Source organism: Streptomonospora salina (assembly GCF_014204715.1).
Classification (GTDB): Bacteria; Actinomycetota; Actinomycetes; order Streptosporangiales; family Streptosporangiaceae; genus Streptomonospora; species Streptomonospora salina.
Window position 1 is genome coordinate 2,296,198 of sequence record NZ_JACHLY010000001.1, and the last position, 25,029, is coordinate 2,321,226.

Genomic DNA, 25,029 nt, shown 5'->3' on the forward strand with positions numbered 1-25,029 from the left:
TCGCATGCTTGTCTACCCCGCCGCCGTCGACGTGTCCAGCCAAACCCTGCGCTACCTGTCCGCCCGCCTGGATGAGCACCGCCAGGAGCCGGGCACCCGCTGGCGGCTCCTGAGCGCGGGCCGCCAGGCCCTGCTCGTCCTGGCCCACCTGCGCTGCGGGGACACCTACGCCCGCCTCGCCTCCGGCTTCGGCGTGGGGCTGAGCACCACCTACCGCTACATCGCCGAGGCCGTGCAGCTGTTGGCCGCTCTGGCCCCCGACCTGGCCCAAGCGGCCCGCGCCGCCTCCATGAAAGCCTACCATCCTCGCCCTCCACCTGACCAGCTCAAACCGAGGATGAAAACAGCTCACTGTGAAATCGGCGGTGCTGAACTGTACGGGAGCCTCGCGTCCGTCGTTCGCATTCACCTCCTTCCACATCCGGTCGGACGCCCGCAGGAGGTCCTGGTAGAGATGTGTCATCCCGTCGATCCCGTGAGTTTGGCGTGCCGCGACGCACGCATCGCGCGCGTCGCTGGCGTTCAAGAAGTTGATCTCGTCGTGGGTGAGCGGGATGCCGTCGTGCTCGATGGCGGCGCCGAGCCGCTTCATCTCGTGCAGCACGTGTATATGGCGGTTGTACTCCACCATGGCGATCTGGCTACGGGACCAGGAGCGGTGGTCGATCGAGCATCCGATGGCCGCATCGCACATGTCGAGATTCCTTTCCGGCGTGCTGTCCGCAGAGAGCAGAGAGAGGAGGAAACCCCACGCGTTCTACAGCGTCGTCTGGAAGCCCTGAGCGCCGATGACTCGCAAGAGCTCCAGCTTCTCGGCGGCGTCGGTGCCTTCCAGAGGGAAGTAGGCAAGCAGGTTGAGATCGGCATCGGGGGTGAGCATGACCTCACAGTGCAGATCGACAGCTCCCACCTCGGGGTGGACGGCGCGTTTGAGGTCCGAGCGGCGGACGCCGACCTCGTGCCGCTGCCACAGCTCGCGAAACTCGGCGCTGGCCTCGAGGAGATCGTTCACCAGTGCAGTGACGTCGGCGTCACCGCCGCGTCTGGAGTAGGTGGCGCGCAGGTCGGCGACATGTGCGGCGGCCAACCGCGGCCAGTCCTCTTCGAGCACGTGGGCACGTGCAGCCGGGTCGGTGAACATGCGCCAGATCATGTTGCTGTCCCGTCCGGGTGCCGTTTCGCCACAGCCCAAGAGGGTGCTGAGGAGGGCGTTGCTCCACACGATCTCGCCGAGGTCGGTGTAGATGCAGACGGGCACGTCGTCGAGGCGGGTTGCGAGGGCGATCAGTCCGGGCCGGAGGTGCCGTCCGGCCCGGCGGGGAGGTGCCGAATACCCTGCGAGATGGAGCAGGTGATCGCGTTCGTCCGGATCACAGCGCAGCGCCTGCGCCAGCGCCGCCACCACGGACTCCGACGGGGCCGATCCGCGTTCCTGCTCGAGCCGGGCATAGTGGTCGGTGGAGACGCCGGCCAGCTGCGCGACCTCCTCGCGTCGCAGGCCCGGGGTCCGGCGGCGAGTACCGGCGTGCAGACCAACGTCGGACGGCCGTAGACGCTCGCGCCTGTGGCGCAGGAAGTCGGCGAGACCGCGGCGGTCGATCATTGCTCCACTCTCCGTCATGTAGAACCGGATAGCCAGGGAGAGCCTCTCCCCGGATACACCGGTCCTGGTCGCAGGGTGAGAAACCGGCCAGGCTGAAGGCATGACTGATTCAGCTTCCGCTGCACTCGCTTCCCGCACCCTCGGTCACAGCGGCCCGGCCGTACCTTCGCCGGGCCTGGGCTGCATGGGTATGTCCGGAGCCTACGGGCAGACCGCCGACGACGAGAGCGTCCACACCATCCACGCCTACCTCGATGCCGGAGGCACCCTGCTCGACACCGGCGACTTCTACGCCGCCGGCCACAACGAGCTCCTCGTTGGACGGGCCCTGCGCGAGCGCAGCCGCGACGACGCCGTGCTCTCGGTCAAGTTCGGCGAGATGCTCACCCCGGCGGGGATGCCCTCCGGCGAGGACGCCCGGCCCGCCGCCGTCCGCAACTTCCTCATGTACTCGCTCCAGCGCCTGGGCACCGACCATGTCGACATCTACCGCCCTGCCCGGCTCGACCCCGCCGTTCCGATCGAGGAAACGATCGGCGCGATCGCCGAGCTCGTCGAGCAGGGCTATGTCCGCCACATCGGGCTGAGCGAGGTCGGCCCCGAAACCATCCGCCGCGCCGCTGCCGTCGCACCCATCAGCGACCTGCAGATCGAGTACTCGCTTCTCAGCCGCGACATAGAAGACGAGATCCTCCCCGTCTGCCGCGAGCTGGGCATCGGCATCACGGCGTACGGCGTTCTGGCCAGGGGCCTTATCGGCGGCAGCGGCGCCGCGGGCGGCGCCTTGCCGATGATGCCTCGCTTCCAGCCCGGTAACCGCGAGCACAACGATCGACTGGTCACGAGCTTGAAGGAGATCGCCGACGCGAAACACGCCACGCTCGCGCAAGTGGCCATCGCGTGGGTCGCCGGGCAGGGAGCCGACATCGTCCCGCTCGTCGGATCACGGCGGCCAGGTCAGATCGAGACCATGATCGCCAGCACGACCGTCACACTCGATCCTGAGGACCTGGCCCGCATCGACGAGCTCGTCCCCAAGGGCGCAGCCAGGGGCGCCCGCTACCCCGAAGGGCACATGCCCGACCTCGACGACCGCTAATCCGCGCGGTTCCGAGTGAGTGAGGGGGCCGCGAGGCGGATGAAGTCGCCCGCCAATTCGCGCGCATCGGCACACGCGGCTCCCTCCCGCCGAGGATCAGAAGAAGTCGGGCCCGGCCAGCAGCGCAGTGGCCTTCGACATCGGCAGCGCGTCGCCGGGCAGGGTGCGTGCGATGACGATCGCCGCGCTCCGGCGCAGCAGTTCGCCGACGGCAGCATCGTGCTGCGCCTCGCCGACGAGCGCACGACAGCCCGTGCGGCGTCCGACGTCGTGAGGAACGCAATCGGCGCCTCGAGGTGCGCGGTGAGGAGGTATTCAAGGGGGAGGGCATCGACGCGCCCCTCCGGCAGATCACGGCCGCGGGCGCCGGCCACCGAGGTTCTGAGGCCCCCCGCTCGGATCCGATGTGGCCGGTGATGCGGATGGCGTCCGCGGTATCCAAACCGAGGCGCTGCGCCCAGGTGAGGGCCTCGTCGAGGGAACCTCCTCGTCGACCAGGCGGGCGGCGGCCAACCGGCGCGGTACCGCCCCCGCCTCCAGCAGGACGGCCCACTGGCGCGAGGTCAGCGCCAGGTAACGCAGCCCGGACAGGTCGCCCAGTACCGTAAGGTCCGCGACGTCGGTCCGAGTGAGATCCACACAGCGCAGATTCGGGACCGTACACAGCGGCGCGAGGCCGACCGGCGCGGAGGTTTCCAGATCCAGAACGGTGAGGTGACGGCGGCCCTCTAACGGCAATGTCGTTCGGTTAGCCCTCTGGTGGGTTTGGCAAGGGGATGATCCGGATGTGGATGGTGGTGGGGTGGGTCCGGTGATCGATGCCGCGGCCGATGGCGCGGTACTTGGAACTGATCGCGCGTTTCCTCACCCGGGCTCGAGTGCGGCCCCGTCGGGCGGGCAGCAGGTCATGGAGGATGGCAGAGCCGATCCGGCCGACGAGGTCGGTCCGGGTGCGGGCGATAATGCCCGCGGCGCGCACGATCTGGTCGCGTGCGGTCCTCAGCGCGGTGGTGAATGCGGCGCGGTCGGGGTCGATGTCGGGCCGATGCAGCAGGGCGTCGCTCATCGCGGTACGCAGCGCCTGGTAAGTGACTAGCAGCGCCCAGGTCTCCTGGATAAGGGCTGCGGGGTGGCGTCCGCGCAGAACTCTGCCGCCCAGCAGGCTCGATTTCAGTTCGCAGTAGCCGGTCTCGATCTCCCAGCGCTCGTGGTAGAGCCGGGCCAGATCGGCCGCGGAGGCCTCGTCGGGGGCGAGGAGGCTGGTCAGCAGCCGGTAGGTGCCGTGGGTGGGGGTGTGTTCCCAGGCGCCGTCGGTGGGGGCGGCGATGACGGCGGCGTCGATGACGCGGACCCCGACCCCGCCGACGCGGGAAGGCCGCACAGCGCCGAGCGGGGCCCGACCGTGGACGAGGATGCCCGAGGCCGACAATGAACCCCGGGTTGGTCAACCACCGGTCCCTTTTCTTGGACTCCTGCTGGAACGGCAGACGCCCCCCCGAAGCGCGGGGGGCGGATCGGGGCGCACAGGAGCGCCGATCCAGATTGCCCTTCGATGCCCCGCAACATGCCCTGCCGTGCCCCTGGATGGCACTGCGACGGTGGCCTGGGTCTCTGCGAACGACCGGGTCGTGGACGTCACCGGCGAGAACGTCGCTCTGGCCCCGGAATCTCAGGAGCTGCAAGACGCACGAGCGATTGGCCGGACTGCCTCACGGAACCGCCGCGGCTCTGGCGCGCACCCCCTAGATGTGATGTCCCGGGACGTTGGTGACAGCGGCATGGAAACGTGAGACCGGAGGTTGGCCGCCTCCGACGCTGTGCGGTCGGTGGACTCTCACCTCACCCGCGACTGCGTCGAACGGCGCCGCGCCGAAGGACGCACCGCAAAAGAGGTCGTCGGACCCTCACCGCGGGCGCTCGGCGCGCCCGCGGTGAGGGTCCGGGCGTCATGTCACGACACCTCCGAGGAGCGCCCTCCCAGGTGCTTCGCCAGGAAGCTCTCGAGCCTCCTGTACAGCTCGATGTTGCTCTCGGGGTTGATGAACCAATGCCCCTCCGTCTCGTTGAGCAGGTACTCGACCTCACAGCCGCGGTCGCGCAGGGCCGCGGCGACGCGATCGGAGTTGCGCCGGTGCACGCGGACGTCGTTGGCGCCATGGATCAGCAGCACCGGGGCGGTGATGTCCTCGACCCGGCTTATCGGGGAGCGGGCGAGCATGTCCGCCCTCTGCTCGGGGATCTCGGGGTCGCCGATGTGGCGCAGGTAGCTGTTCTCGACGGCACGGCGGGCGAAAGGGACCACCCCTTCGACGAGGTCGACGAGGTCGGACATGCCTGTGTAGCTGATCGCCGCGGCGAACCGGTCGGGGGTGAAGGCGGCTCCGACGAGCGCGGCATAGCCGCCGTAGGAACTGCCGTAGATCGCGACCCGGTTCGGGTCGGTCAGGCCGCGGTCGATCGCCCAGTCGAGGGCGTCGATCAGATCGTCGTGCATGCGCCCGGCGAACTCGCCGATCCCCGCCTCGACGTGGGCTTTCCCGTAGCCGGTGGAGCCGCGGAAGTTGACCTGAAGCACCGCGTACCCCCGGTTGGCGAGCAGCTGCACCTCCGGGTCATAGCTCCAGCTGTCGCGGTACCAGGGACCGCCGTGCACGACCAGCACCGTCGGCAGGTTCCGCGGCTCGAGGCCGACCGGGAGGGTGAGGTGACTGGGAAGGGGCAGACCGTCACGGGCGGTGAGAGCCACGGGGGTGACCGGGGCCAGCTGCTCGGGGTCGAGATGCGGGAACGGGCGAAACAGGCGACGCGCCTTTCTGGAGGCGTGGTCGTAGAACCAGGTGACGCCCGGGTCACGGTCGTGCGTGAACTCCACGACCCAGCGCTGTCCCGTCGTATCGGTGGAGACGTGGGAGAGGTCGCCGTCCGAGAGCTCGGTCAGGTGGGGCAGGATCTCGGCGAAGTGCGGCTCCAGTGCGTGGATGTCCTGACGGTCGCCGAGGTACCGGACGCCGAGCAGGTCGCCGGTGGCCGGATGGATGATGAGCGACGAGGCGAATCGTGGGTCCGCCTCTGGCCGAGGAGTGTCCAGATCGAACACGGGGTGGCTGTCGACCTCCGTCTCCTCCCCGGTCTCCAGGTCGAGGTGCGCCACCCGGGTGAGGTCCGAGCCGCGCGCGGACCCGATCCACAGCCCCATGCCGTCCGCGGTGGGGACCGCGGGGAGGACGCCGAGGAGGATGTCGGATTGGGGGAAGCGGGCGATCGTTCGCGGCTCTCCGCCGGTCCGCTCGGACAGCACGTGCTCGCCGCCCTCCTCGATGGTGAAGGCCAGCACCCGCCCCGGGACGCGCAGCCAGGAGATCACGTCGCCGGAGCTCTCGGCGACCGGCGTGAGCTCCCCGCTCATGAGGTCGAGCTCGAAGAAGTCGATCAGGTCGGCACGGCGCTTGTTGAGCTGCACGAACGCCGTCCCGGCCCGGTCCGGCGATAGCTGCGCGCCCAGCAGGCGCACGCCCTCGTACGGGGTCAGGTCGACCGCGGGCTGCTCGGGCCGCGCCGGGTCGACGCGATGGAGATGCCAGTTCTCATCGCCGTCGGTGTCCTGCTGGAACAGGAGGTGGCGGCCGTCGACGCTCCAGAAGAACTGGTCGATGTTGCGCCGTGTCTCGGAGGTGATCCGTCGGGCGGCGGGGGTTCCCGAGCCCTCCTCGAGGTCGGGGGCGGACCAGTCAGAGTCGACGTCACGGAGGAACACGTTGAGCCGGCCGTGCCAGGGGGCGAGGTAGGCGATCCTGGTCCCGTCCGGGGAGATCAGGGCGCGGCTGCGGGCGGGCGGGGCGTAGAGATCCTCGACAGGGATCAGGGCGGGAACGGCGGTCATGACGGGTCCCTAAGGTTGTGGATGTTCAGGGCACGATGTTCTGGATGCCCAGGACAGCGGGGGGTGGTTGATGACTGGTTGCCTCGTAGTGGCTCGGGAGGAATGGCCGCCCCGCTGTCCGGACTCCCCGGCCTCTGATTGAGATCTGCGAATCGTCGCTGTTGAGGGACCTGATGGGCGGGGCTGTCCACGGGGACCGCCGACAGCGAGGAGCGAGCAGAGCCCATGAACACCGGCCAGGTCGTGTGGGTCGGCATCGACGCCCGCAAGACCGGTCACCACGCCGCGGCGGTCGACACCGCCGTGAACGCGAAGAGCTGGACAAGACCATCACCAGCGTGTTCCGGTCCAACCCCCAGGCGCAGATCATCGAGTCCCTGCCCGGGATGGGGTCCGTCCTGGGCGCAGAGTTCGTCGTCGTCACCGGCGGCGGCTCGGCTACCTTCGCCCACGCGGGAAAACTCGCCTCTTGTGCCGGGTTGGCCCCGGCGGCCAAGGATTCGGGCCGGGTAAGCGGCAACCTTCGGCGCCCTAAGCGCTACAACCGCCGACTGCGCCGGGTGTTCCACATGGCCGCGTTGTCCTCGATGGCAGCCGACGGCCCCTCGAGAACGTTCTATCAGCGCAAACGCGGCGAGCGGATGCGGCGCACTCAGACGCTGCTGGCGCTGGCACGCAGGCTGGTGGACGTGCTGTGGGCGTTGCTGCGCGACGGCCGGTCCTTCGAGTGCACAGCACCGGCCAAGCCAGTAGCGACTTGACACGATCATTGAGATCCCCCTGGTCAGTGGGTGCGGATACCCCAGTCGACACCCTGACGCCGGGTCGGACTCAAGCGTCGTGCGAGTCGGACCGTTCCCGTGCGAGGCGCTGCTGGAGGGCGCGCACGACACGGTGCTGCACCGGGCGGAGGCTGCGGGCGCCCAGCTGGTCCAGCAGCGCGGGGGCGAGGGGGTCGAGGGACGACATGCCCCCCGTGCTCGTCACGAGCGGTCGGATCTGCTCGACCCATTCATCGATCAGTGCCTCGACGTCATGCTCCGGCGTGTCGGCGTCGAGGGCGTAGAAGCGCGCGGTCAGCGCGGCGGAGGCCGCCCTGGCGTCCTCCGGGACATCGAGCAGGGCGGCCAGACCTGCCGTGCCCTTCTCCCCGAGCAGATGAGCGATCAGGACGAGCTGCTCGCGTTCGTACCCGACCATGTCCTCGGGCACGCCCAGACCGGGGCCCGCCTGCCATGCGGAGAGCTCCGGCGGCAGGTCGGGCGGGGCCCCGGTGCTGCGCAGCACGTCGATGCTGGCGCGGCGGGCGGTGAGCCGTTCGATCTCGGCGGCGGCCTGGCGATCGAGCTGGTCGAGCAGCTCCTCGGCTACCGTGGGATCGTCCAGCACGTCGGGGAGGGCGGACAATGGGACCCCCAGCGCCGTCAGTCGCGTGATTCGCAGGACACGCACGAGGTGGCCGACGTCGTACTGCCGGTAGTCCCCGGATGTTCGCGGCGGCTCGGGCAGCAGTCCGATCTGGTGGTAGTGGCGCAGCGTGCGCACGGTGACGCCGGCCAGGGCGGCGAGTTCACTGCTGAGCATCGGACATCTCCTTCGGGTCCAGATCGCGCAGGGCACGCGAACCGATCACGGCCAGTAGCACCAGGATCCACACCCCAGTGACGCTGACCGCGGCCAGCAGTGGCGAGCCGAGCTCTGCGAGCACACCTGCCAGCCCGATCCCCGCCGGCGCGGCAACCGTCAGCAGGGCTGTCTTCACGCTGAGCACCCGTCCGAGGAGAGCGCCAGAGACGTGCTGGACTTGCAGGACACCGGTGACCGCTCTGACCACGGAATTGCCGAGTCCCAGGGCTGCCGCCCCGGCGAACACTACAGCCGGGGAGAGGAGGGAGGCCATCAGAGCGAATCCCGCGGAGGTGACGATGAACCCCGCCGACAGCCATGTCCGCGACGACAACCGGGCTCCGACGGCACTGTAGATCGTCGCTCCGACCAGCATTCCGGCCGCTAAGACGGCGAGGACCAGGCCCAGCAGTTCGGGGCGGGAGATGAGGTCGAAGTACACCGGCATCACCAGCCCTTGCAGTCCGCCGAGCGCGACGGCCAGACCGAGGACCAAGAAGGTCGAGCCCAGCAGGAATCGACTCCTGCCCACGACCAGCAGGCCATCCACAAGCTCCCGCATCAGGGGCCGGCGCGCGGCGCGGGAGGCGTCGACCTCCCCGAGGCGGCGCGGCAGCATCCGGGTCAGCACCGCTGCGAGCGCGGATGTCGCCGCCGTGATCCACAGCACGGCCATGGAGTCGACGGCGGCCAGCAGCACACCGGCGGCAGCAGGTCCGACCACCAAGGCGACGGATGTCAGGGTCTGGCGCACGCCCACCACGCGCCGCAGATCGAGACCGGTGTGCCGGGCCACCATCGGAGCGAGGACCTCACGGGCCGTCAAGCCGGGCACGTCCCCGAACGCACCCAGGATGCCCAACAGAATGAACCACACCAGGTCGAGGCCCCACAGCATGTCTGCGAGCGGCAGCGCCGCGATCGCCGCGGCGGAGATGACATCCGAGACCACCGATGCCGTAAGCCTGTTGATTCGGTCGATGATCACCCCGCTGAGGAGGCCGACTACGACGGAGGGGACCGCGGCCGCGGTCGCCAGGGCGGACATGCCCAGCGGGCTGCCCGTGGTCTGCAAGACGATCAGCGGCAGCGCCACCGAGGCGATGCCGTTGCCGAGCAGGCTCAGCAAGTGAGAGGCGTAGTAGGCAAGTGCGACGAGTGGCATGTGGTCAGAGAAGACTCTGACGTCACGTCGGGGTCAAGTTCGAAGAGAACGGCTTGTGACCCGGCACCCCCTCCCCGGGCCGCTCCCGCGCAGGGCCGGTCCGCAGCCGCACTCCTGATGCCCGGCGCGGAAGGCGACGCGCCCCGCGGGGCGCGTCGCCTTCCGCCGCGATCCAGCCCGCCAGCTCCGCACCTCGACCGCGCCGAGGTCCAGGCCCCGCTCGGCAGCCAGGTACGCCGTATCGACGTCGTGGCCAGGTTCGTTCGCGGGGAAGAAGCTGGTGATCGACCGGTCCGCCGTGGAGGGATCGGCGACGAACGCCCCGTAGGGAAAACGCTCCTTCTGCCGGGACATCACACCTGGACTGCGAGCGTGTTTGCCAGAGTCCGCGGGTGGCTGCGGCGGCATGCGACGTTGGTCGACGCTCTGGGCACGGCTCCCTTCCTGCTGGTCTACCCCGTCCTCGTCGGCCAAGGCACGCGGCTGTTCCGTGTGCAATCGCGCGAAAACGACGCATCTTTCGCGAAACGGACCTCTTGTGCCGTGGAGCGCAGCCGGATCGCGGCGAGCTGGACCGTGCCGTCATAGATCGCACGCACCTGACCGCCACCAGCGCCGAAGCGGCGATCGACGAGGCGACGCGGGTGGCCGGCAGCGCCGAATACTGCCAGAATGACCGCCATGGCGATTGATCCTGATCTCTGCATCGAGGTCCCGGCGGACTTCGACGACTCCGGCTCCGAATCCCAGGTCCATCCGATCGCCCGAAAGATGTTCTCCGGGCGCACCAACGCCGAAGTCTTCCGCAAAGCACAGGTGTGGGCGGACGGGTTGAACGTGCACCTGCTCGACGTGGCATGGGACAAGGCCGAACTGGGCGGCGGGGCGATTGACGAGATATCCGGTGAGGAACTGCCCTACACCCTGACCGTCTACTTCAGCTTCGAGTTCGAGGACGAGGACTAGTGTTCTGCGTCTGCAATCCGTTGTAGATATCGGGCGAGGGAGTCGAGGATCTCTTCGGCGGACTTGCGCTGAACGAACGGGCGAGGCTCGGTATTCCAGAGGATCTGCGTACCAGCGGCCCGATGTGGTCGAGGCTGTAGCCCAGCGGTACGCACCCCGACGTGGGCACACGACCGAAGGTGGGTATCAGTCCGGTCACGCCGCAGAACGCGGCGGGGATGCGGATACTGCCCGCGGTGTCGTGCCCAGTCCGGCGTGGAAGAACCCGGCGGCCACCCCGCTGCCGGTACCCGAACTGGATCCGCCTGGCCAGGTACCGGTGTGCCAGGGGTTGCGCGGAACGGGGAACGGCGTGGAGTCGTCGATCATGCCGCAAGCGAACTCCATCATGCTCGTCGGTAGTGAGCGATGCGAAGACGGCGTTACCACCGCTGGGACGGTGCCCCGGCCCCTGGACCGGCTTGCCGCCGCACCTGCTCCGTGACCGGGCCCCGGGAACCCGGCCCGGCCGCGGAGCCGACGAGAGGCGGGGCGCCGGTCTTCAGGCGCCGGTCGGGGCGGAGCTTCCGCGGCCCAACCGCAGGCTGATCACGGCCGTGAGTGTGAAGACCCCGGCCTGGTACAGCATCGCGTGCCAGAATGCGCCGCCGGAGTCCGCGGCGGGCGCGAGGTAGGCGAGGGATGCCAGCGTGATGCCGATGGACCCGCCGAGCTGCTGTGCGGTGGGCAGCAGCCCGGAGAGCGACCCGGTTGTCTCCGCGCTCGTGCGCGCCAGCACCAGGGAGAACACCGAGGCGGTGAAGACTCCGAATGCCGCGCCGCCCGCAGCCAGCAGCGGCGCCGCCCCGAGGGTCGGCGCGGTGCCGAGCAGAGGGGCGAGGCCGGCCATGACCGCCGCCAGGACCAGCGCCGACGCCGTCAGCAGCCGCGGGCCGTGGCGACGGGCCAGGACCGGTGCGCACCTGCTGCCGACGACGGCCGCGGCGGCGAAGGGCGTCGACAGTGCGGCGGCCGCCAGAGCGGAGTAGCCCGCGGCCTGCTGGAGATGCAGGAACAGCAGGAAGGTGAACGACGGCACCCCGGCGTTGAAGACGAAGACCAGCAGGATGCCCGTTCGCGCGGTCCGCGAGCGCAGGGCGGCGGGATGGATCAGCGGGGCTTCGCCGCGGCGCTGCGCCGCGGCGAAGCACGCCAGCACGAACGCGCTGCTGCCGAGGCTGACCAGGGTCCACGGCGGCCATCCCGCGTTCGGACCGAGAGCGAGCGGGAGGATCAGCATCCCGAACCCGGTCGTGGCGAGTATCGCGCCGACCGCGTCGATCCGCAGCCGACGGTCCGGACGCGACCGCGGCAGCGCCCGTGCCCCCGCCAGCGCTGCCAGCGCCACCGGAACGGTCGCCAGAAAGACCGTCCGCCAGCCCAGCCCCAGCAGGTCCGCGCCGAGCAGCAGTCCGCCCAGCAGTGGGCCGGCGAGTGAGGCGACCCCCATCGTCGCCCCGTACAGCCCCAGCGCGTGGGCGCGCCGACCGGTGGGCACGGCCGTCTGGATGATGGAGAGGACCTGGGGGGCGACGAGCCCGCTGCCCGCGCCCTGCACGAGGCGAGCCGCGATCAGCGCGGCCGGTGTAGGTGCGAACGCGCACGCTGCGGAGGCGAGCGCGAAGACGGCCGTGCCGATGGCGAACAGGCGGCGGTAGCCGTAGCGGTCGCCGAGCCGCGCGGCGGTGATCAGCAGGCAGGCGTAGGTGAGGGTGTAGCCGGCGAGCACGAGTTGCACCTCGCCCGGCCCGGCGTCCAGACCGCGCTGGATCGCCGGGGCGGCCACCTGCGCGATCGTCACGCTGAGCAGCTGCACGAAGGTGGCACCGAGCACTACGGGCAGCACGAGCTTCGAATCGGCGGAACCGGCGGGCAGGAGTGCCGGCGGGCGTGCGGCGTTCACGAGGACCGGTCGGCGGTGAGGGCCGCGGCCAACTCGCCGGGGCGCGCGGCGAACGGGCTGTGGCTTCCGGGAAGCGTCCGGACCGCGAACGGGTTGGCGGGGAACGCGGCGTCGGCCTCGGCGATCATCAGGTCCTGGGTTCCGGTGGGCAGCGACCGGTCGCCGGCGCAGCGCAGGAACGTGCGCGGGATACGTCCCCAGCCCTGGGCGGTCAGGGTGACCGGGCTCGACGGGATGGCCATGGGCAGGTCGGGGCTCAGGGTCGTCCGCCACCGGTCGACGCGGTCGGCGGGCATGTCGTGGTAATGGGTCCGGCGCAGCTCCGCGACGTAGTCGGGGTCGGTGGAGACGGGGTTGATCCGCACGGCGCCGACCTCGTCGGGGTCGGCGACCGGCAGACCGCCGCCGAGCGCGCCGGCGTTTTCGGGCGCGGACAGGTACTCGTAGAAGCGAGGGCGCCCGGCCGGGACGAACGCGGACAGGTAGACGATGCGGTCGACCAGTTCGGGGGCGTGTTCCACGGCGAGGGACGCGGGTCCGCCCCCGGCGCTGTGGGCGACCAGGACGACGGTGCGAGCGCGCCCGCGCACCGACCGCAGCGTCTCCAGCACCGTGTCGGCGCACTCGTCCATCGACACCCCGGCCGTCTGCGATCTCTCCGTGCGCATTCCGGGTTGATTCGCGGCGAAGTAGCCACTGGGCAGTGGGGCGGCGAACCCGTGGCCGGGCAGGTCGAGGGCGACGCTGGGCGCGCCGAGTGCGGCGAGCGAGCGCTGTGCGGGTCCCCAGTGGGCGGCGCCGTGCCAGGCGCCGTGGACGAGAACGAACAGCGTATCCATCGGTGCGGCTGTGGAAGTCATGCCCCTATTCCACTGGCGATGGCCTCGGCTATGTACGTGTATATCTACCTGTACTTCGGACGATATCCTAGAGGTATCACTAGGGGAGGGGAGTCGCCATGGAGGCGCGGCACCTGCGCTACGCGGTGGCGCTCGCCGACCACCGGAGTTTCCGCCGCGCCGCAGCGGCCGTCGGGATCGCGCAGCCGCCGCTGTCCAAGCAGATCGCGGCGCTGGAACACGAGGTCGGCGCCCGGCTGTTCGACCGCACCGCGCAGGGCGTCGTCCCCACGGCCGCGGGCGATGCGTTCCTCGCCAGGGCGCGCCGGTCGCTGGCCGAGGCGTCGGCCGCCGCGATCGACGCCGCGCGTGCGGACCGCGGCGAGACGGGGCGGCTGAGCCTGGGGTTCGTCGCCTCCGCGCTGCTGGACCCGCTGCCCACCGTGCTGAGCCGGTTCGGGACGCAGCGACCGGACGTGCGCCTGGTGCTGCACGAGATGGCGACGAGCCGGAGCACCGCCGCACTGGTCGCGGGCGAATTGGACGTGGCCGTCGGGCTGGGGCCGCCGCGCGGAACGGGTGCGGAGTCGCTGGTTTCGGTCACCATCGGCCGCGACCACCTGGTGGCCGTGGTGGCGCGCACCCACGCCTATGCGGGGCAGCGGACGGTCGCGCCGGAGCAATTGCGGAATCAGCAGCTCATCGTCGCGCCGGGCGCGGACGAGCCGGCCATCGCCATCGGGCTGCGCCGGCTGCTCGGCCCCGATTCCTGGACGCTGGAAGCCGCAACGGTCGCCAGGGATGTCCACACCATCGCCGGCCTGGCGGCGTGCGGAGTCGGCGTGGGCCTGGGCCCCTCGCGCATGCGGCTGAACGCGCGGCCGGACGTCTGGGTGTGCGACGTGTCGCCGCGCACCCGGCTGCCCGACCTGACCCTGTCGTTCCGCGCCGACGACCGCTCCCGCGTGCTGGAGGCGTTCTTGGACACGATCCGGGCCGGCTGCCCGGACGTCGGCGACGCCCTCGACCGGCGGCTGGACCGCAGCGCTCCGTCCGACCGCGAACCGCCCCTGCGTGAAGCCGAACCCGGGAAGGATCCCTGAGCGCAGCGGCGCCGACGCGCTGTCAGCAGGCGAGGCCGGCGGCCGGGCCGCGGGGCTGGCCTACTGCACCGCCCTCGGCATCGAGGAGGGGCACATCGTCTACGCTGCGGGGGCACAACCGACCGTGCGCATCGTGCGCGAGTCCGGGGTTCGCCTGCGGATTCGGGCCTTGGATTCGTCCCTCCCAAGGCATCAGACGCGGTAGGCGGCTGAAGCGCATGCCCGCTCATGTTCCGACAGCACGCCGCTTGCTCATCAGATCGGCCGACCCCGCCCCGCGCGCTGCGACCCGAACAGTGGCTCTGCGACTGAAGAGCCGTACCAGCCCTGCGGCGACGGCGGTACTCGCTCGTGACACCGTGCTCGGCACGGACCTGTCCCGGTCGAGGGCGCGCACCACCGCCCGTGCGACCTCGTCGGGGGTCTGAAACCCGCTCCCGTACCCCTCGGTGCCGATCTCGTCGAAGAACTCCGATCGGGTGAGCCCCGGCGAGAACGCCATGGTCCGCAGTCCGCTCCCGCGCGTTTCCCACCACAGCGCCTCGGTGAAGTTCAGCACGAACGCCTTGCTCGCCGCGTAGACGGCCATGCCCGGGATCGGTTGATAGGCCGCTGCGCTCGCGATGTTGACCAGGTATCCGCCCTCTGCGCGGCTCAGTCGGTCGATGAAGGCTCGGGTGATGTCTACGAGGGCGGTGACGTTGAGGGCGAGCAGCGCTTCGAGTTCGTCCGGGTCCTGATCGGCGAAGGCTCCGTCCGAACCGATCCCCGCGTTGTTGATCAGGCTGGTCACGCAGATGCCTCGGCGGTCCACCTCGGCGGCCAGGTCCCGGCCCGCCCCGGAGCGGCCGAGGTCGGCGGACACGGTTTCGACCCGGACACCGTGCGCCGTGCGCAGTTCGGCGGCCAGAGCATCCAGTCGTTCGGCGCGGCGTGCGGCGAGGACCAGGGCGGTGCCGCGTTCGGCGAGCCTGCGGGCCAAGTCGGCCCCGATCCCGGAGCTGGCGCCGGTGATGAGCGTGGCCTGGGAGGAATGATCGATAGCCATGACAACACTCTATGCCAAGATGACACCGAGTGCCACAATCGACGCTAAGTGTCTTGTCGTATAAGGTGAGCTTCGTGAGCAGCGGAGAAGCTAAGCCCGGTCTGCGAGAACGCACACGGCGTGCGATACACCGAGAGATCGCCGAGACCGGCATGGCCCTCTTCCTCAAGCACGGCTTCGAGGAGACCACCGTCGATCAGATCGCCGAGACCGCCGGGATCTCCCGACGTTCGTTCTTCCGCTACTTCGCCACCAAGGAGGACATCGTCCTGGGCGATTTGATCGACCGGGGACACCGCGTCCATACCGCACTGGCCGAACGCCCTCCCGAGGAAGAACCCTGGACCGCCATCCGTTCCGCCCTTCTGGCACTACGCGACGAGGCCCGGGCCGACACCGAGGCAGAGCTACGCATCGCCCGGATGCTGTTCCAGGCGCCATCCCTGCGCGCACGCCACCTGGAAAAGCACCTCGCCTGGCAGGAGACGCTCGTCCCCGAACTCACCCGACGCTTGCGCGCCGCGACGGACATCGACGAAACCCGCGCCACCCACCACGCCACAGCGATTATCGCCACCGCCCTGACGTGCCTCGACGTCGCCACCGAAACATGGGTACACCGCAACGGCACCGTGCCCCTCGAGGACCTCTGGGACGAGGCCGTCACCGCCGTCAGGTCATGACACCGCCGTGCATGCAGACCCGACGCACGACGGACCACCGCGCGTGCACGAGCACCCGGCGGCACGAGACCAGGACAACGACGGCGACCCGACCCAGCCGGCGCCGCTGCGCACGGCGGTGCCGGGAGGTGCCGGGCGGGTTCACGTCGGACGACGTCGCGATCGGCACCGCGGCCGGGCAGGTGACCTGCCCGGCCGGGAACGCCGGGATCTCGCCTGGAAAACGGAGTATCGCCGGTGGCGTCGATCCGGTGGATCACGCTTCCGTCGAGGTGCGCTGCAACTTGGGACTGTCAGCGAGCTTGAGCCAGACGACGCCGCCGATGATGACTGCCAGCCAGAAGGCACGGATCGGGGTCAGGACCTCATCGAAGAAGACCGGCCCCAAGAGCGCGGCACCGACCGCTCCGATGCCGGCCCACACGGCGTAGCCGATGCCGACGTCGATCGCCTTGAGGGCCACGCTGAGGCAGAACAGGGTCAGCAGGAAGAAGACGACGGCGGAGACGGACCATGCCAGGGTGGTGAACCCGGAGCTGCCGGCCACGCTGAGCGCATAGCCGACCTCGAACGCCCCGGCCAGCAGCAGAATCAGCCAGGCGGTCGTCTTCTTCCTCGCATACGTGTTCTGAGTGGTAGTGGCAGTGGTAGTGGTCATCGCATTGGTCCTTTCAGATGGAAGATGCGGGTTATGCGGCTCCGCTGAGCTGGAGTCCGACGACCCCGCCGATGACGATCGCGATACCGAGGCCCTTCTTCCAGTTCAGCTGCTGGTTCAGGAAGAGTGCTCCTACGATGACGATTCCGACGCCGGCGACGCTGGTCCAGATCGCGTAACCGACGCCCACGTCGAAGGTCAGCAGTGCGAGGCTGAGGAAGAATGTGGCGATCGCGCCGCTGACAAGGGTCCCGATCGTCCACCACGGTTTCGTGAAGCCGTGCGCCTTGCTCGCGGCGATGCCGACGGCGGCCTCGAAGACGACGGCGACGCCCAGGTAAAGCCAGCTCATGGTGTTCCTTTCGACGGATGCGTATTTGTTCCCGGGTTTGTTTCAGACCACAGGTACCGCGCGAAGGGCTCCGTTCCTCGCTCGACGGGGATTCGGTGTACGAAACCGTCGAGTTCGTCGTCGGAGATCCCCATAGCCGGATAGCTCGCGCGGTAGTCGAATCCCCGTTCCGCGACCGCGTCGCGGCCGAGGGCGATGTAGACGGCGTCGACTCCCCGCTCGATGGCGTAGCGGTAGCAGAGTCCGCAGGGCTCGCCCGTAGCCAGTAGCGAGGTTCCGGCCAGGTTCTTCAAGCGGTGGGAAACCGTCGCATCCCTCATCGCCACGATCTCGGCGTGAGCGCTTTGATCTCCCGTCTCCGAAACCTTGTTGACACCGAATGCGGAAATCGCTCCGGTTTCGTCGGCCACGACACCGACGAACGGGAGTCCGCCGCCGTCGACATGGGCGATGCATGCGTCGACGGCCCGCTCCATGAGCGCCCGCAACGCCGATACGGTCAAACCCACGGTCATGCCTCCTGGGACACGGCCGCGTCGACCAGCTGCGTGAGGCGATCCGCGTCCGGCACACCGGCGGCGATCCGCCCGTCGACCCGGAAACCGGGGACCGCGGAGATCCCGACGGTGCCTACGGCGTACTCCTGGTCCCCACGCCGGCGCCGGCGCCGATCCTCACTGGCGAGGGCCGAGACGACGTCGCCGCGGTCCAGTCCCACGGACTCGGCGACGTCGATGATGACCTCGTCGTCGCCGATATTGCGGTCCTGCTGGAAGAAGGCGCGGAACATCGCGCCGGAGTACGCCTCGGGCACACCGTGTTCCGCGGCCAGTTGCAGGACCATGAACGCCTTGTCGCTGCGCGGCTGCGGGGAGACCGTCGGTAGCGATAGGTCCACACCGATCCGCCGCGCCATCGGGTAGACGGATGTGTTCCACACTCCGGGCAGATAGTCGTCCTCGGGCCTGAGTGTGGGAACCGGATCCGGCCTCAACTCGAAGGGGCGTATGTCGATCTCCACGTCGCGTCGTCGCCGGAGTTCCCCGACGGCGTCCTCCGCGAGGAAGCAGAACGGGCATACGTAGTCCACGAACACGTCGACTCTGGTTGTCATCCCTCTCCTTCACTCCTCTCGTTCCACAGTATTTATATGTACATGCAACTAGTTGGGTACAGAGGGCCTGCACGCGTCGGCACGCCACGCGGACTGTTCAGCGGATAAGTGAACCGATGACCTCGAACGCTCGGCCGAGGTCGCCGCGACCGAGGTCAGGGTACTCCTCGGTCGCGCTCTGCAGCAGCTCGCGGATCTTCCCCTCGTAGGGGTCGCGGATCGCGTCGACGGTGCCCACGCCTCGATCGGTGATCACCGCGTAGACGCCCCGGCCGTCGTCCGGGCAGGTGTCGCGAAAGATCAGTTCCTTGCGTTCCAGCCGCTCCACCAGCCGGGTTACGGAACTCTGGTTCAGGCCCACCTTGCGAGCGAGGTCGTTGAGCCGCAACTCCCGATCCGACGCCGTGCTCAGATGAAGCATCGCCCGGTAGTCGGCAAGGCCGATGCCATATGTCTCCATCAGCCATCGACTCAGCGTTGCGTCCATTGCGGTGACGAACGCCGTCGCCTCGGACCAAGCCGCGCTCAGACTGCGGACCGCCGACTCCCCTTCCGGCACTGGTTCCATGTACATGCAAGTAACACTAGCATGGACGGCCTCACCCGTGCGATGCCCGTCGTGGGCTCCGCCGGTGCTCGGTGGTCGACGAAAGCAGGGCCGGCAACCGCATCCTCGCGCTCGGTCAGATCGGGATGCGCCGGGGCGGTTTCCGGAGCCGTCGCACACCGCCGCTTCCGGCGTGTGGTGGAGTCGGCCGCATGGGAACCTCCACGCTGCGCCCCGTCGCCGAGCTGGTCGTCGTCCTCCTGCCCGCGGTCGTGCTGATCGTCGCCGCACTGGCGATGTGGCGCATCCGGCAGGGCCGACCCGCCGCGGGGGCCGTGGCGGCGTCCGCGGCCGATGTGCTGGCCGTGTTCGCGCTGCTGCCGGTGTATTCGGCGACCCTGGCCACCCCGGGAACCCACGGCGGGCTGGTGCTGGTGCCCTTCAGCGACATGTTCGCCACCGGCCTCAGCGCCACCGCGCTGTACCAGTCCGGGGGCAACATCGCGCTGTTCATGCCGCTGGGCGCACTCCTGCCGCTGGCCTTCGGCAGGCGCCTGGCCCGCTGGTACCGGGTGGCCGGAGCGGCCGCGGCGCTGTCGGCAACCGTGGAGACCCTGCAGCACACGGTGGCCGCCGGCCACGTCGCCTCGATCGACGACGTTCTCCTCAACACCGCCGGAGCGCTGGCAGGCGCCGCGCTGACCCGGCCATGGTGGCGCCGCGAGCGGCAACGCGCGTCAGCCGGCGCGGCCGGAAAAAGGACTCCGGCGCGGTAACCAACGGGATCGTCGGCGCCCGAGAGCGACTCCGCCGGACTCCACCTGCGCGGATCCGTCCTCCGACTACGCAGCCTGCCAGCCGCTCCGTGATCCGAACTCAGACCGGACCCTTACTCCCCCTTGACATGGAAAGCGCTTTCTCTAGTCTCTAGGAAAGCGCTTCCCCACGCTCATGCTCTACTACGAAGGGTAAGCAGTGAGACGATCAACGACGCGTCGACTCGTATCGACGCTGGCCGCTGCGGCCGTAATGGCGGCTGGTCTGGCCCTGCCGACGTCCCCGGCATCGGCGCAGACCGGTAGCGCGACGGGTTATGCGACTCAGAACGGCGGGACCACCGGCGGCGCGGGCGGACAGACGGTCCGGGCCACGACCGGAACCCAGATCCACGAGGCGCTGTGCGATCGGCCCAGCACCAGCACTCCGGTCGTCATCGAGGTGGAAGGGACCATCGACCACGGCAACACCTCCAAGGTGTCGGGCGACGGCTGCGACACCACCGACGACGTGATCGAGCTCAAGAGGATCAGCAACGTCACGATCGTCGGCGTCGGCGGCGGAGCCGTATTCGACCAGCTGGGCATCCATGTCCGGGAGTCCAGCAACATCGTCATCCAGAACGTGACCGTCCAGAACGTCAAGAAGTCCGGCTCGCCCACGTCCAACGGCGGTGACGCCATCGGGATGGAGAAGGACGTCCGCAACGTCTGGGTCGACCACGTCACCCTGGAGGCGTCGGGCGGGGAGTCGGAGGGCTACGACGGCCTCGTCGACGTGAAGAACAACACCCGGTACGTCACCCTCTCCTACAGCACCCTGCGCAACTCCGGCCGCGGCGGCCTGGTCGGATCCAGCGAGAGCGACCGCTCCAACGACTTCATCACGCACCACCACAATCTGTACGAGAACATCGACTCCCGGACCCCTCTGCTGCGTGGCGCCGCCGCGCACGTGTACAACAACCACTACGTGGACCTTCACAAATCCGGCATCAACTCCCGGGCCGGGGCGAGCGCGAAGGTGGAGAACAACTACTTCGAGGACTCCAAGGACGTCCTGGGCACCTTCTACACCAATGAGAGGGGCTCCTGGGAGGTCAGCGGCAACGTCTTCGACAACGTGACCTGGTCCGGCGAGGGCGACGAGAACTACCCCGCCGGCCCCGACCCGCAGTCCACCACGACGGTGAGCATTCCGTACTCCTACGAGCTCGACGACTCCGGATGCGTGCCGGAAGTGCTGGACCAGACCGCGGGCGCGGGCCAGGGCAATCGGATCTCGGACGGCAACTGCGAAGCGGAGGAGCCGGGCGGCCCGGAGCCGGGCGACCCGGACCCGGGCGATCCGGAGCCGACCGATCCTCCCGACGGGACCAACCTCAGCATCGGGGCCGGCGCCGACGGCTCCAGCAAGGCCGGCGGGACCAGTTACGGAAACGTCGTCGACGGCGACATGAGCACCTACTGGTCGCCGAGCGGCTCGACCGGTCGCATTTCGGTCAAGTGGGGCTCCGACCCCGCGGTGTCCACGATCAACATCCGCGAGGCGTCCGGGGCCGAAGGCAACATCGGCTCCTGGCGGGTCGTCGACCACGACACTGGCGCCGTCCTGGCCACCGGCAGCGGAGCGGGTGTCATCACCTTCGACTCGACGACGCTGCGAAAGATCGACTTCGAGGTCACCGGCTCGAACGGCACACCGCGCGTCGCCGAGTTCGAGACCTATGCCGACGCGCCTCCGGACGGCGGAGGCGACACCCCGCCGCCGTCGGGTGACGAGTTCTTCGTGGCTCCGGGCGGTAGCGACGGCGCCTCCGGCACCGAGTCCGACCCGACGACGCTCGCCTCGGCGATCGACCGGATCGAGCCCGGCGGGTCGATCCACATGCGCGGCGGTACCTATGACTTCGCCGAGACGGTGCGCATCGAGCCGGGGAACGACGGCCTGTCGAGCGACCGCAACGAACTGTTCGCCTACCCCGGTGAGACTCCCGTGCTGAATTTCTCGGCCCAGAGCGAGGACTCGTCCAACCGGGGACTCGCCATCGGCGGCGACTGGTGGCACATCAACGGCATCATCGTCGAAAGGGCCGGGGACAACGGAGTCCTGCTGGGCGGTGACGACAACATCGTCGAGCGGGTGACCACCCGGCACAACCGCGACACCGGGCTGCAACTGTCGCGGTACACCGCCGGCGCTCCCCGGGCGGAGTGGCCCTCGAACAACCTGGTCATCAGCTCGGTGTCGCACGACAACGCCGACTCCGACGGCGAGGACGCCGACGGCTTCGCCCCGAAGCTCACCGTCGGGGAGGGCAACGTCCTCCGCGACACCGTGGCCCACAACAACATCGACGACGGCTACGACCTCTACACCAAGGACGACACGGGAGCCATCGGCGCCGTCACCATCGAGGACTCCCTCGCCTTCGAGAACGGGACCCTCAGCGACGGCTCCCAGGCCGGCGACGGCGACCGCAACGGCTACAAGCTCGGCGGCGAGGACATCGGGGTCGACCACGTCATCCGGGGCAACATCGCCTACGACAACGGCAAGCACGGGGTCACCTACAACAGGAACACCGGCTCGATGACGGTCTCGGACAACGTCAGCATCGGCAATGCGGAGCGCAACTTCAGCTTCGACGGCGGCTCCGCGGTGTTCCGGAACAACACCTCGTGCGACGGCGGATCGAACGACAGGATCATCGGCGACGCTGACGGCTCGAACCAGTTCTGGTCCGGCTCCAACGGGTCCCGATGCGCCTCCTACAGCGGCGACCTGGACTGGTCCTTCGACGCGGACGGCCGCCTCGGCGTGACCTTCGGCGGCGACGAGGCCGACCTGTAACCGATCCGGCCGGCAGCACCGCAGCCGACCGGATGCCGGCCGGTCCGTCCCGACGGGGCGGGCCGGCCGTTCCAGGCGTCGGTGCCGGGCCGCGGGTCACTCCTCCGGCGATATCACGAGAGGTTCTATCGATCATGCGGTTCAGCAGTCTTCGAACCCGCGGCAAACCGTTGGGAGCGCTGCGACTCGCCTTGGCGGTGGCGGTGCTCGTTCCGTTCGCGGCGGTCGCGCCGGCGCAGCCCGCCGCCGCCCACGATCCTACGCTCACCGTCGCGACCGACGGCAGCGACTCCGGCCCCGGCACCGTCGCGGCCCCCGTGCGCACCATCCAGCGCGCCGTCGATCTGGCCGAGCCCGGCACCGTGATCCGGATACGCGGCGGCACCTACGACCCGGGCGTCAACGTCCGGATCGAGAAGGACGGCACCCGCTCGCAGCCGATCACCATGCGCGCCTACAACGGCGAGCACGTTGTCATCGACGGTGCGAACATGCCCCATACCCCCGCCCCGGTCGGCGAGTCCTATCCGCGCATCGAGCGCGGCGCGATCCACGTCAGCGGCGACTGGTGGCGCTTCGAGGACCTGGAGATCGTCAACGGCCCTTATGGGATCTTCGCCATCGAGTCCAGCAACAACGTCTACAAGGACCTGGTGACCCGCGACAACTACGAGACCGGGCTGCACCTCGTGCTCGACTCCAGCGACAACCGGGTCATCCGCCTCGACAGCTACGGCAACCGCGACCCGCGCAAGAACGGCGAGAGCGCCGACGGCCTGGCCATCAAGCAGGGAGCCGGCTCGGGCAACATCGTGATCGGCGCCAGGATGTGGAACAACGCCGACGACGGTTTCGACTCCTGGGACTTCCTTACCCCGATCCGCATCGAGGACTCCGTCGCCTGGGGAAACGGCGTCGACCGCTGGGGTTTCCCCGGATGGGAAGGCGACGGCAACGGCTTCAAACTCGGACGCGGCGCAGCGAACCACGTCGTGACCGACAGCATCGCCTTCGACAACGCCGCGGGCGGATTCATCGACAACGGCAATCCCGGCTCGCTGCGTTTGGAGAACAACACCGCCTGGGCCAACGGCGGCAGCGGGTTCGTGTTCAACCGGTCGGCCTCGACGCTGAACCGGAATCTGTCGGTGGCCAACGGGACCGGCGTCAACCTCGGTTCCTCGGACGGCAGCGGCAACTCATGGGATCTCAAGGACGATTGGAGCGACGCCGACCTGGTCAGCACCTCGACGTCGGACATCAACGGCCCGCGCACCGCAGACGGATCGATCCCGGCCACGGAGTTCCTGCGCCCGCGCGACCACGCGAACCTCGGCGCCGACTTCAGCGACGACGGCGGTGGAGGCGAACCGGTTCCCGGGCGCTATGAGGCGGAGCACGCGCCGGCCACCTGCGACGGCTCCATCGACGCCGACCACTCCGGGTACTCCGGCAGCGGATTCTGCAACACCGACAACGTCACCGGTGCGGCGGCGCAGTTCACGGTGGACGCCGACAGCCCGGCAACGGTCACTCTCGTGATCGGGTACGCCAACGGCGGTTCGGGCAGCCGGTCGGCGGAGGTGGTGGTGAACGGCTCCACCGCGGAGTCGGCCTCGTTCGCGGCGGCGGGCGCATGGGAGAGCTGGACAACAGCGACGATCCCGGTGCAGGTGGACTCTGGCAGCAATACCGTCCGGCTCGTGGCCACCGGCTCCGACGGCCTGCCCAACATCGATTACCTGGAGCTCTCCTCCGGCGAGGCGTGACCAGCCGGGACCGCGACTGGAACCGAGATCCCGGGAAGCCCCGGCGGGCCGGCGCTCTCAGTCCGCAGGCGCAAGAAGCGCAGTGCTGCGGAGCCCGGCCGCTGAGCGGACGAGTGATGCGACGGCCGGTGAGCGACTGCTGGAGGGCCATGCGACCACCGTGGTGACCTCCGGTGCGTCGACGACGGGCACGGCGACGTGAGCGGGCCACTGCCAGGAACGGCTGGAGGCGGGAATGACGAGCAGTGTCTTGCCGAGGGCCACGAGCTGAGCGAGCTGCGACTGGGTGTGCACCTCCGGCCCGGGCCCGTCCGGGTAGGACCCGTCGAGCCGGGGCCATCGCGCCATCGGCAGGTCCGGCACGTCGCGGACCTCCGCCAGTGTGAGCTGACTGCGTGATGCGAGCGGATGGCCCGCGGGAAGGAGCGCGACCTGGCCTTCGACGCAGAGGTCCTCGGTGTCGAACCCGGCGAGGTCGTCGAACGGCCGGTGCATGATCGCCACGTCGGCGCGCCCGTCGCGCAGTAGCCCCGCCTGTTCGCCGACCTCGCACAGCAGGACTTCGATCGGCGGCGCACCGGGTTCGCTCGCACACGTGTCGAGGAGGCGTTGCAGCAGCTCGTAGGACGCTCCGGCTTTCGTGACGAGCACGAGCGGCCGTTTCAGGTCCCCGGCGCGCCGCGTCCTGTGCGCAGCGGCCGCGACCGTATCGAGGGCCACTCGGGCCTCGCGGAGCAGGACCCTGCCGGCGTCGGTGAGCGCTGCTCCACGGCGGTCCCGGTCGAAGAGCCGGACGCCGAGCCTCCGTTCCAGCTGGCGGATCGCGCGTGACAGCGGCGGTTGCGCGATCCCGAGCCGTTCGGCTGCACGTGCGAAGTGCAGTTCCTCGGCGACGGCGACGAAGTAGCGGAGTTCACGGGTCTCGAGATCGTCCACGGATTCAGTCTACTCTTGATACCGGGCGAGTATCACGGGGTGCTGCATCGGTCTTGGACGCCGAGCGCG

Annotated in this window: 22 protein-coding genes and 3 pseudogenes; 9 read left to right on the forward strand and 16 right to left on the reverse strand. The window is 69.4% G+C overall.

Annotated elements, in window-relative coordinates; translation table 11 throughout:
* Nucleotides 1-4 precede the first annotated feature (4 nt).
* Nucleotides 5-301, forward strand: a pseudogene (locus HNR25_RS10405) (helix-turn-helix domain-containing protein); the annotation flags it as partial.
* A gap of 456 nt (nt 302-757) precedes the next feature.
* On the opposite strand, the gene HNR25_RS10410 reads toward HNR25_RS10405, so the two are convergent.
* Nucleotides 758-1,603, reverse strand: coding sequence for a helix-turn-helix transcriptional regulator (locus tag HNR25_RS10410; RefSeq protein ID WP_184634521.1), 846 nt, complete (start codon nt 1,601-1,603; stop codon nt 758-760).
* 184 nt (nt 1,604-1,787) lie between these two features.
* Between HNR25_RS10410 and HNR25_RS10415 the strand changes: the two genes are divergently transcribed.
* A complete protein-coding gene (locus tag HNR25_RS10415) occupies nt 1,788-2,702 on the forward strand; it encodes an aldo/keto reductase (RefSeq protein WP_184634523.1) in 915 nt (304 codons plus the stop codon).
* A gap of 748 nt (nt 2,703-3,450) precedes the next feature.
* On the opposite strand, the gene HNR25_RS10420 is transcribed toward HNR25_RS10415, so the two are convergent.
* Both HNR25_RS10420 and HNR25_RS10425 read right to left on the reverse strand, forming a co-directional pair.
* Nucleotides 3,451-4,083 (reverse strand): transposase, encoded by a 633-nt coding sequence (locus HNR25_RS10420; protein ID WP_184634525.1) that lies wholly within the window; start codon nt 4,081-4,083, stop codon nt 3,451-3,453.
* A 570-nt stretch (nt 4,084-4,653) separates the two neighbouring features.
* Nucleotides 4,654-6,582 carry a S9 family peptidase gene (locus HNR25_RS10425; RefSeq protein WP_184634527.1) on the reverse strand — a complete coding sequence of 643 codons (1,929 nt, stop codon included), beginning with the start codon at nt 6,580-6,582 and terminating at the stop codon, nt 4,654-4,656.
* Nucleotides 6,583-6,884: 302 nt separating this feature from the next.
* Between HNR25_RS10425 and HNR25_RS10430 the strand changes: the two are divergent.
* Nucleotides 6,885-7,343 (forward strand): annotated as a pseudogene (locus tag HNR25_RS10430) (transposase); the annotation flags it as partial.
* Nucleotides 7,344-7,413: 70 nt separating this feature from the next.
* Here HNR25_RS10430 and HNR25_RS10435 read toward each other — a convergent pair.
* The 3 genes from HNR25_RS10435 to HNR25_RS10445 all read right to left on the reverse strand — a co-directional run bounded on the left by HNR25_RS10435 (nt 7,414) and on the right by HNR25_RS10445 (nt 10,056).
* The gene (locus tag HNR25_RS10435; RefSeq protein WP_184634529.1) at nt 7,414-8,166 is read right to left on the reverse strand and encodes a MerR family transcriptional regulator; all 753 of its coding nucleotides are present in this window, start codon (nt 8,164-8,166) and stop codon (nt 7,414-7,416) included.
* The gene (locus HNR25_RS10440) at nt 8,153-9,373 is read right to left on the reverse strand and encodes an MFS transporter (protein ID WP_184634531.1); all 1,221 of its coding nucleotides are present in this window, start codon (nt 9,371-9,373) and stop codon (nt 8,153-8,155) included. The genes HNR25_RS10435 and HNR25_RS10440 overlap by 14 nt, the downstream gene beginning before the upstream one ends.
* 452 nt (nt 9,374-9,825) lie before the next feature.
* Nucleotides 9,826-10,056 (reverse strand): hypothetical protein, encoded by a 231-nt coding sequence (locus tag HNR25_RS10445; RefSeq protein WP_184634533.1) that lies wholly within the window; start codon nt 10,054-10,056, stop codon nt 9,826-9,828.
* On the opposite strand from HNR25_RS10445, the gene HNR25_RS10450 reads away from it, so the two are divergent.
* Nucleotides 10,055-10,339, forward strand: coding sequence for a hypothetical protein (locus tag HNR25_RS10450; protein ID WP_184634535.1), 285 nt, complete (start codon nt 10,055-10,057; stop codon nt 10,337-10,339). The two genes, HNR25_RS10445 and HNR25_RS10450, sit on opposite strands and share 2 nt — an antisense overlap.
* Here the strand turns inward: HNR25_RS10450 and HNR25_RS27050 are convergent.
* The 3 genes and pseudogenes from HNR25_RS27050 to HNR25_RS10465 all read right to left on the reverse strand — a co-directional run bounded on the left by HNR25_RS27050 (nt 10,311) and on the right by HNR25_RS10465 (nt 13,141).
* A pseudogene (locus HNR25_RS27050) lies at nt 10,311-10,729 on the reverse strand (amidase family protein). The gene HNR25_RS10450 and the pseudogene HNR25_RS27050 overlap by 29 nt on opposite strands.
* 151 nt (nt 10,730-10,880) lie before the next feature.
* Nucleotides 10,881-12,281: an MFS transporter gene (locus HNR25_RS10460; RefSeq protein WP_221457491.1), complete on the reverse strand. Its 1,401-nt coding sequence runs from the start codon at nt 12,279-12,281 to the stop codon at nt 10,881-10,883.
* On the reverse strand, nt 12,278-13,141 hold the full coding sequence (locus HNR25_RS10465; protein ID WP_184634537.1) for an alpha/beta hydrolase: 864 nt from the start codon (nt 13,139-13,141) through the stop codon (nt 12,278-12,280). Before HNR25_RS10465 ends, HNR25_RS10460 begins: the two co-directional genes overlap by 4 nt.
* Nucleotides 13,142-13,239: 98 nt before the next feature.
* Here HNR25_RS10465 and HNR25_RS10470 point away from each other — a divergent pair, with 98 nt between their 5' ends.
* Nucleotides 13,240-14,223, forward strand: a complete 984-nt coding sequence (locus tag HNR25_RS10470) for a LysR family transcriptional regulator (RefSeq protein ID WP_184634539.1) — start codon at nt 13,240-13,242, stop codon at nt 14,221-14,223.
* A 226-nt stretch (nt 14,224-14,449) separates the two neighbouring features.
* On the opposite strand, the gene HNR25_RS10475 is transcribed toward HNR25_RS10470, so the two are convergent.
* Entirely contained in the window at nt 14,450-15,271 is an 822-nt protein-coding gene (locus tag HNR25_RS10475) for an SDR family NAD(P)-dependent oxidoreductase (RefSeq protein WP_184634541.1), read from the reverse strand.
* A gap of 74 nt (nt 15,272-15,345) precedes the next feature.
* On the opposite strand from HNR25_RS10475, the gene HNR25_RS10480 reads away from it, so the two are divergent.
* Entirely contained in the window at nt 15,346-15,954 is a 609-nt protein-coding gene (locus HNR25_RS10480) for a TetR/AcrR family transcriptional regulator (RefSeq protein ID WP_312862465.1), read from the forward strand.
* A gap of 256 nt (nt 15,955-16,210) precedes the next feature.
* Here HNR25_RS10480 and HNR25_RS10485 read toward each other — a convergent pair whose 3' ends face one another.
* The 5 genes from HNR25_RS10485 to HNR25_RS10505 form a co-directional block, all read right to left on the reverse strand.
* Nucleotides 16,211-16,612: a DMT family transporter gene (locus HNR25_RS10485; RefSeq protein ID WP_184634542.1), complete on the reverse strand. Its 402-nt coding sequence runs from the start codon at nt 16,610-16,612 to the stop codon at nt 16,211-16,213.
* A gap of 31 nt (nt 16,613-16,643) precedes the next feature.
* Nucleotides 16,644-16,964 carry a DMT family transporter gene (locus HNR25_RS10490; protein WP_184634544.1) on the reverse strand — a complete coding sequence of 107 codons (321 nt, stop codon included), beginning with the start codon at nt 16,962-16,964 and terminating at the stop codon, nt 16,644-16,646.
* Nucleotides 16,961-17,473, reverse strand: a complete 513-nt coding sequence (locus tag HNR25_RS10495) for a tRNA-specific adenosine deaminase (protein WP_221457492.1) — start codon at nt 17,471-17,473, stop codon at nt 16,961-16,963. The genes HNR25_RS10490 and HNR25_RS10495 overlap by 4 nt, the downstream gene beginning before the upstream one ends.
* Nucleotides 17,474-17,475: 2 nt before the next feature.
* A complete protein-coding gene (locus HNR25_RS10500; RefSeq protein ID WP_184634548.1) occupies nt 17,476-18,078 on the reverse strand; it encodes a DsbA family oxidoreductase in 603 nt (200 codons plus the stop codon).
* A gap of 97 nt (nt 18,079-18,175) precedes the next feature.
* Nucleotides 18,176-18,652 (reverse strand): MarR family winged helix-turn-helix transcriptional regulator, encoded by a 477-nt coding sequence (locus HNR25_RS10505; protein WP_246463587.1) that lies wholly within the window; start codon nt 18,650-18,652, stop codon nt 18,176-18,178.
* Nucleotides 18,653-18,837: 185 nt separating this feature from the next.
* On the opposite strand from HNR25_RS10505, the gene HNR25_RS10510 reads away from it, so the two are divergent.
* The 3 genes from HNR25_RS10510 (at nt 18,838) to HNR25_RS10520 (ending at nt 24,024) form a co-directional block, all read left to right on the forward strand.
* Nucleotides 18,838-19,401 (forward strand): VanZ family protein, encoded by a 564-nt coding sequence (locus HNR25_RS10510; RefSeq protein ID WP_184634550.1) that lies wholly within the window; start codon nt 18,838-18,840, stop codon nt 19,399-19,401.
* Between the two features lie 199 nt (nt 19,402-19,600).
* Nucleotides 19,601-22,255, forward strand: a complete 2,655-nt coding sequence (locus HNR25_RS10515; RefSeq protein WP_312862466.1) for a right-handed parallel beta-helix repeat-containing protein — start codon at nt 19,601-19,603, stop codon at nt 22,253-22,255.
* Nucleotides 22,256-22,389: 134 nt separating this feature from the next.
* The gene (locus tag HNR25_RS10520) at nt 22,390-24,024 is read left to right on the forward strand and encodes a right-handed parallel beta-helix repeat-containing protein (RefSeq protein WP_184634552.1); all 1,635 of its coding nucleotides are present in this window, start codon (nt 22,390-22,392) and stop codon (nt 24,022-24,024) included.
* Nucleotides 24,025-24,081: 57 nt separating this feature from the next.
* Here HNR25_RS10520 and HNR25_RS10525 read toward each other — a convergent pair whose 3' ends face one another.
* The gene (locus HNR25_RS10525; RefSeq protein WP_184634555.1) at nt 24,082-24,960 is read right to left on the reverse strand and encodes a LysR family transcriptional regulator; all 879 of its coding nucleotides are present in this window, start codon (nt 24,958-24,960) and stop codon (nt 24,082-24,084) included.
* Between the last annotated feature and the right edge of the window lie 69 nt (nt 24,961-25,029).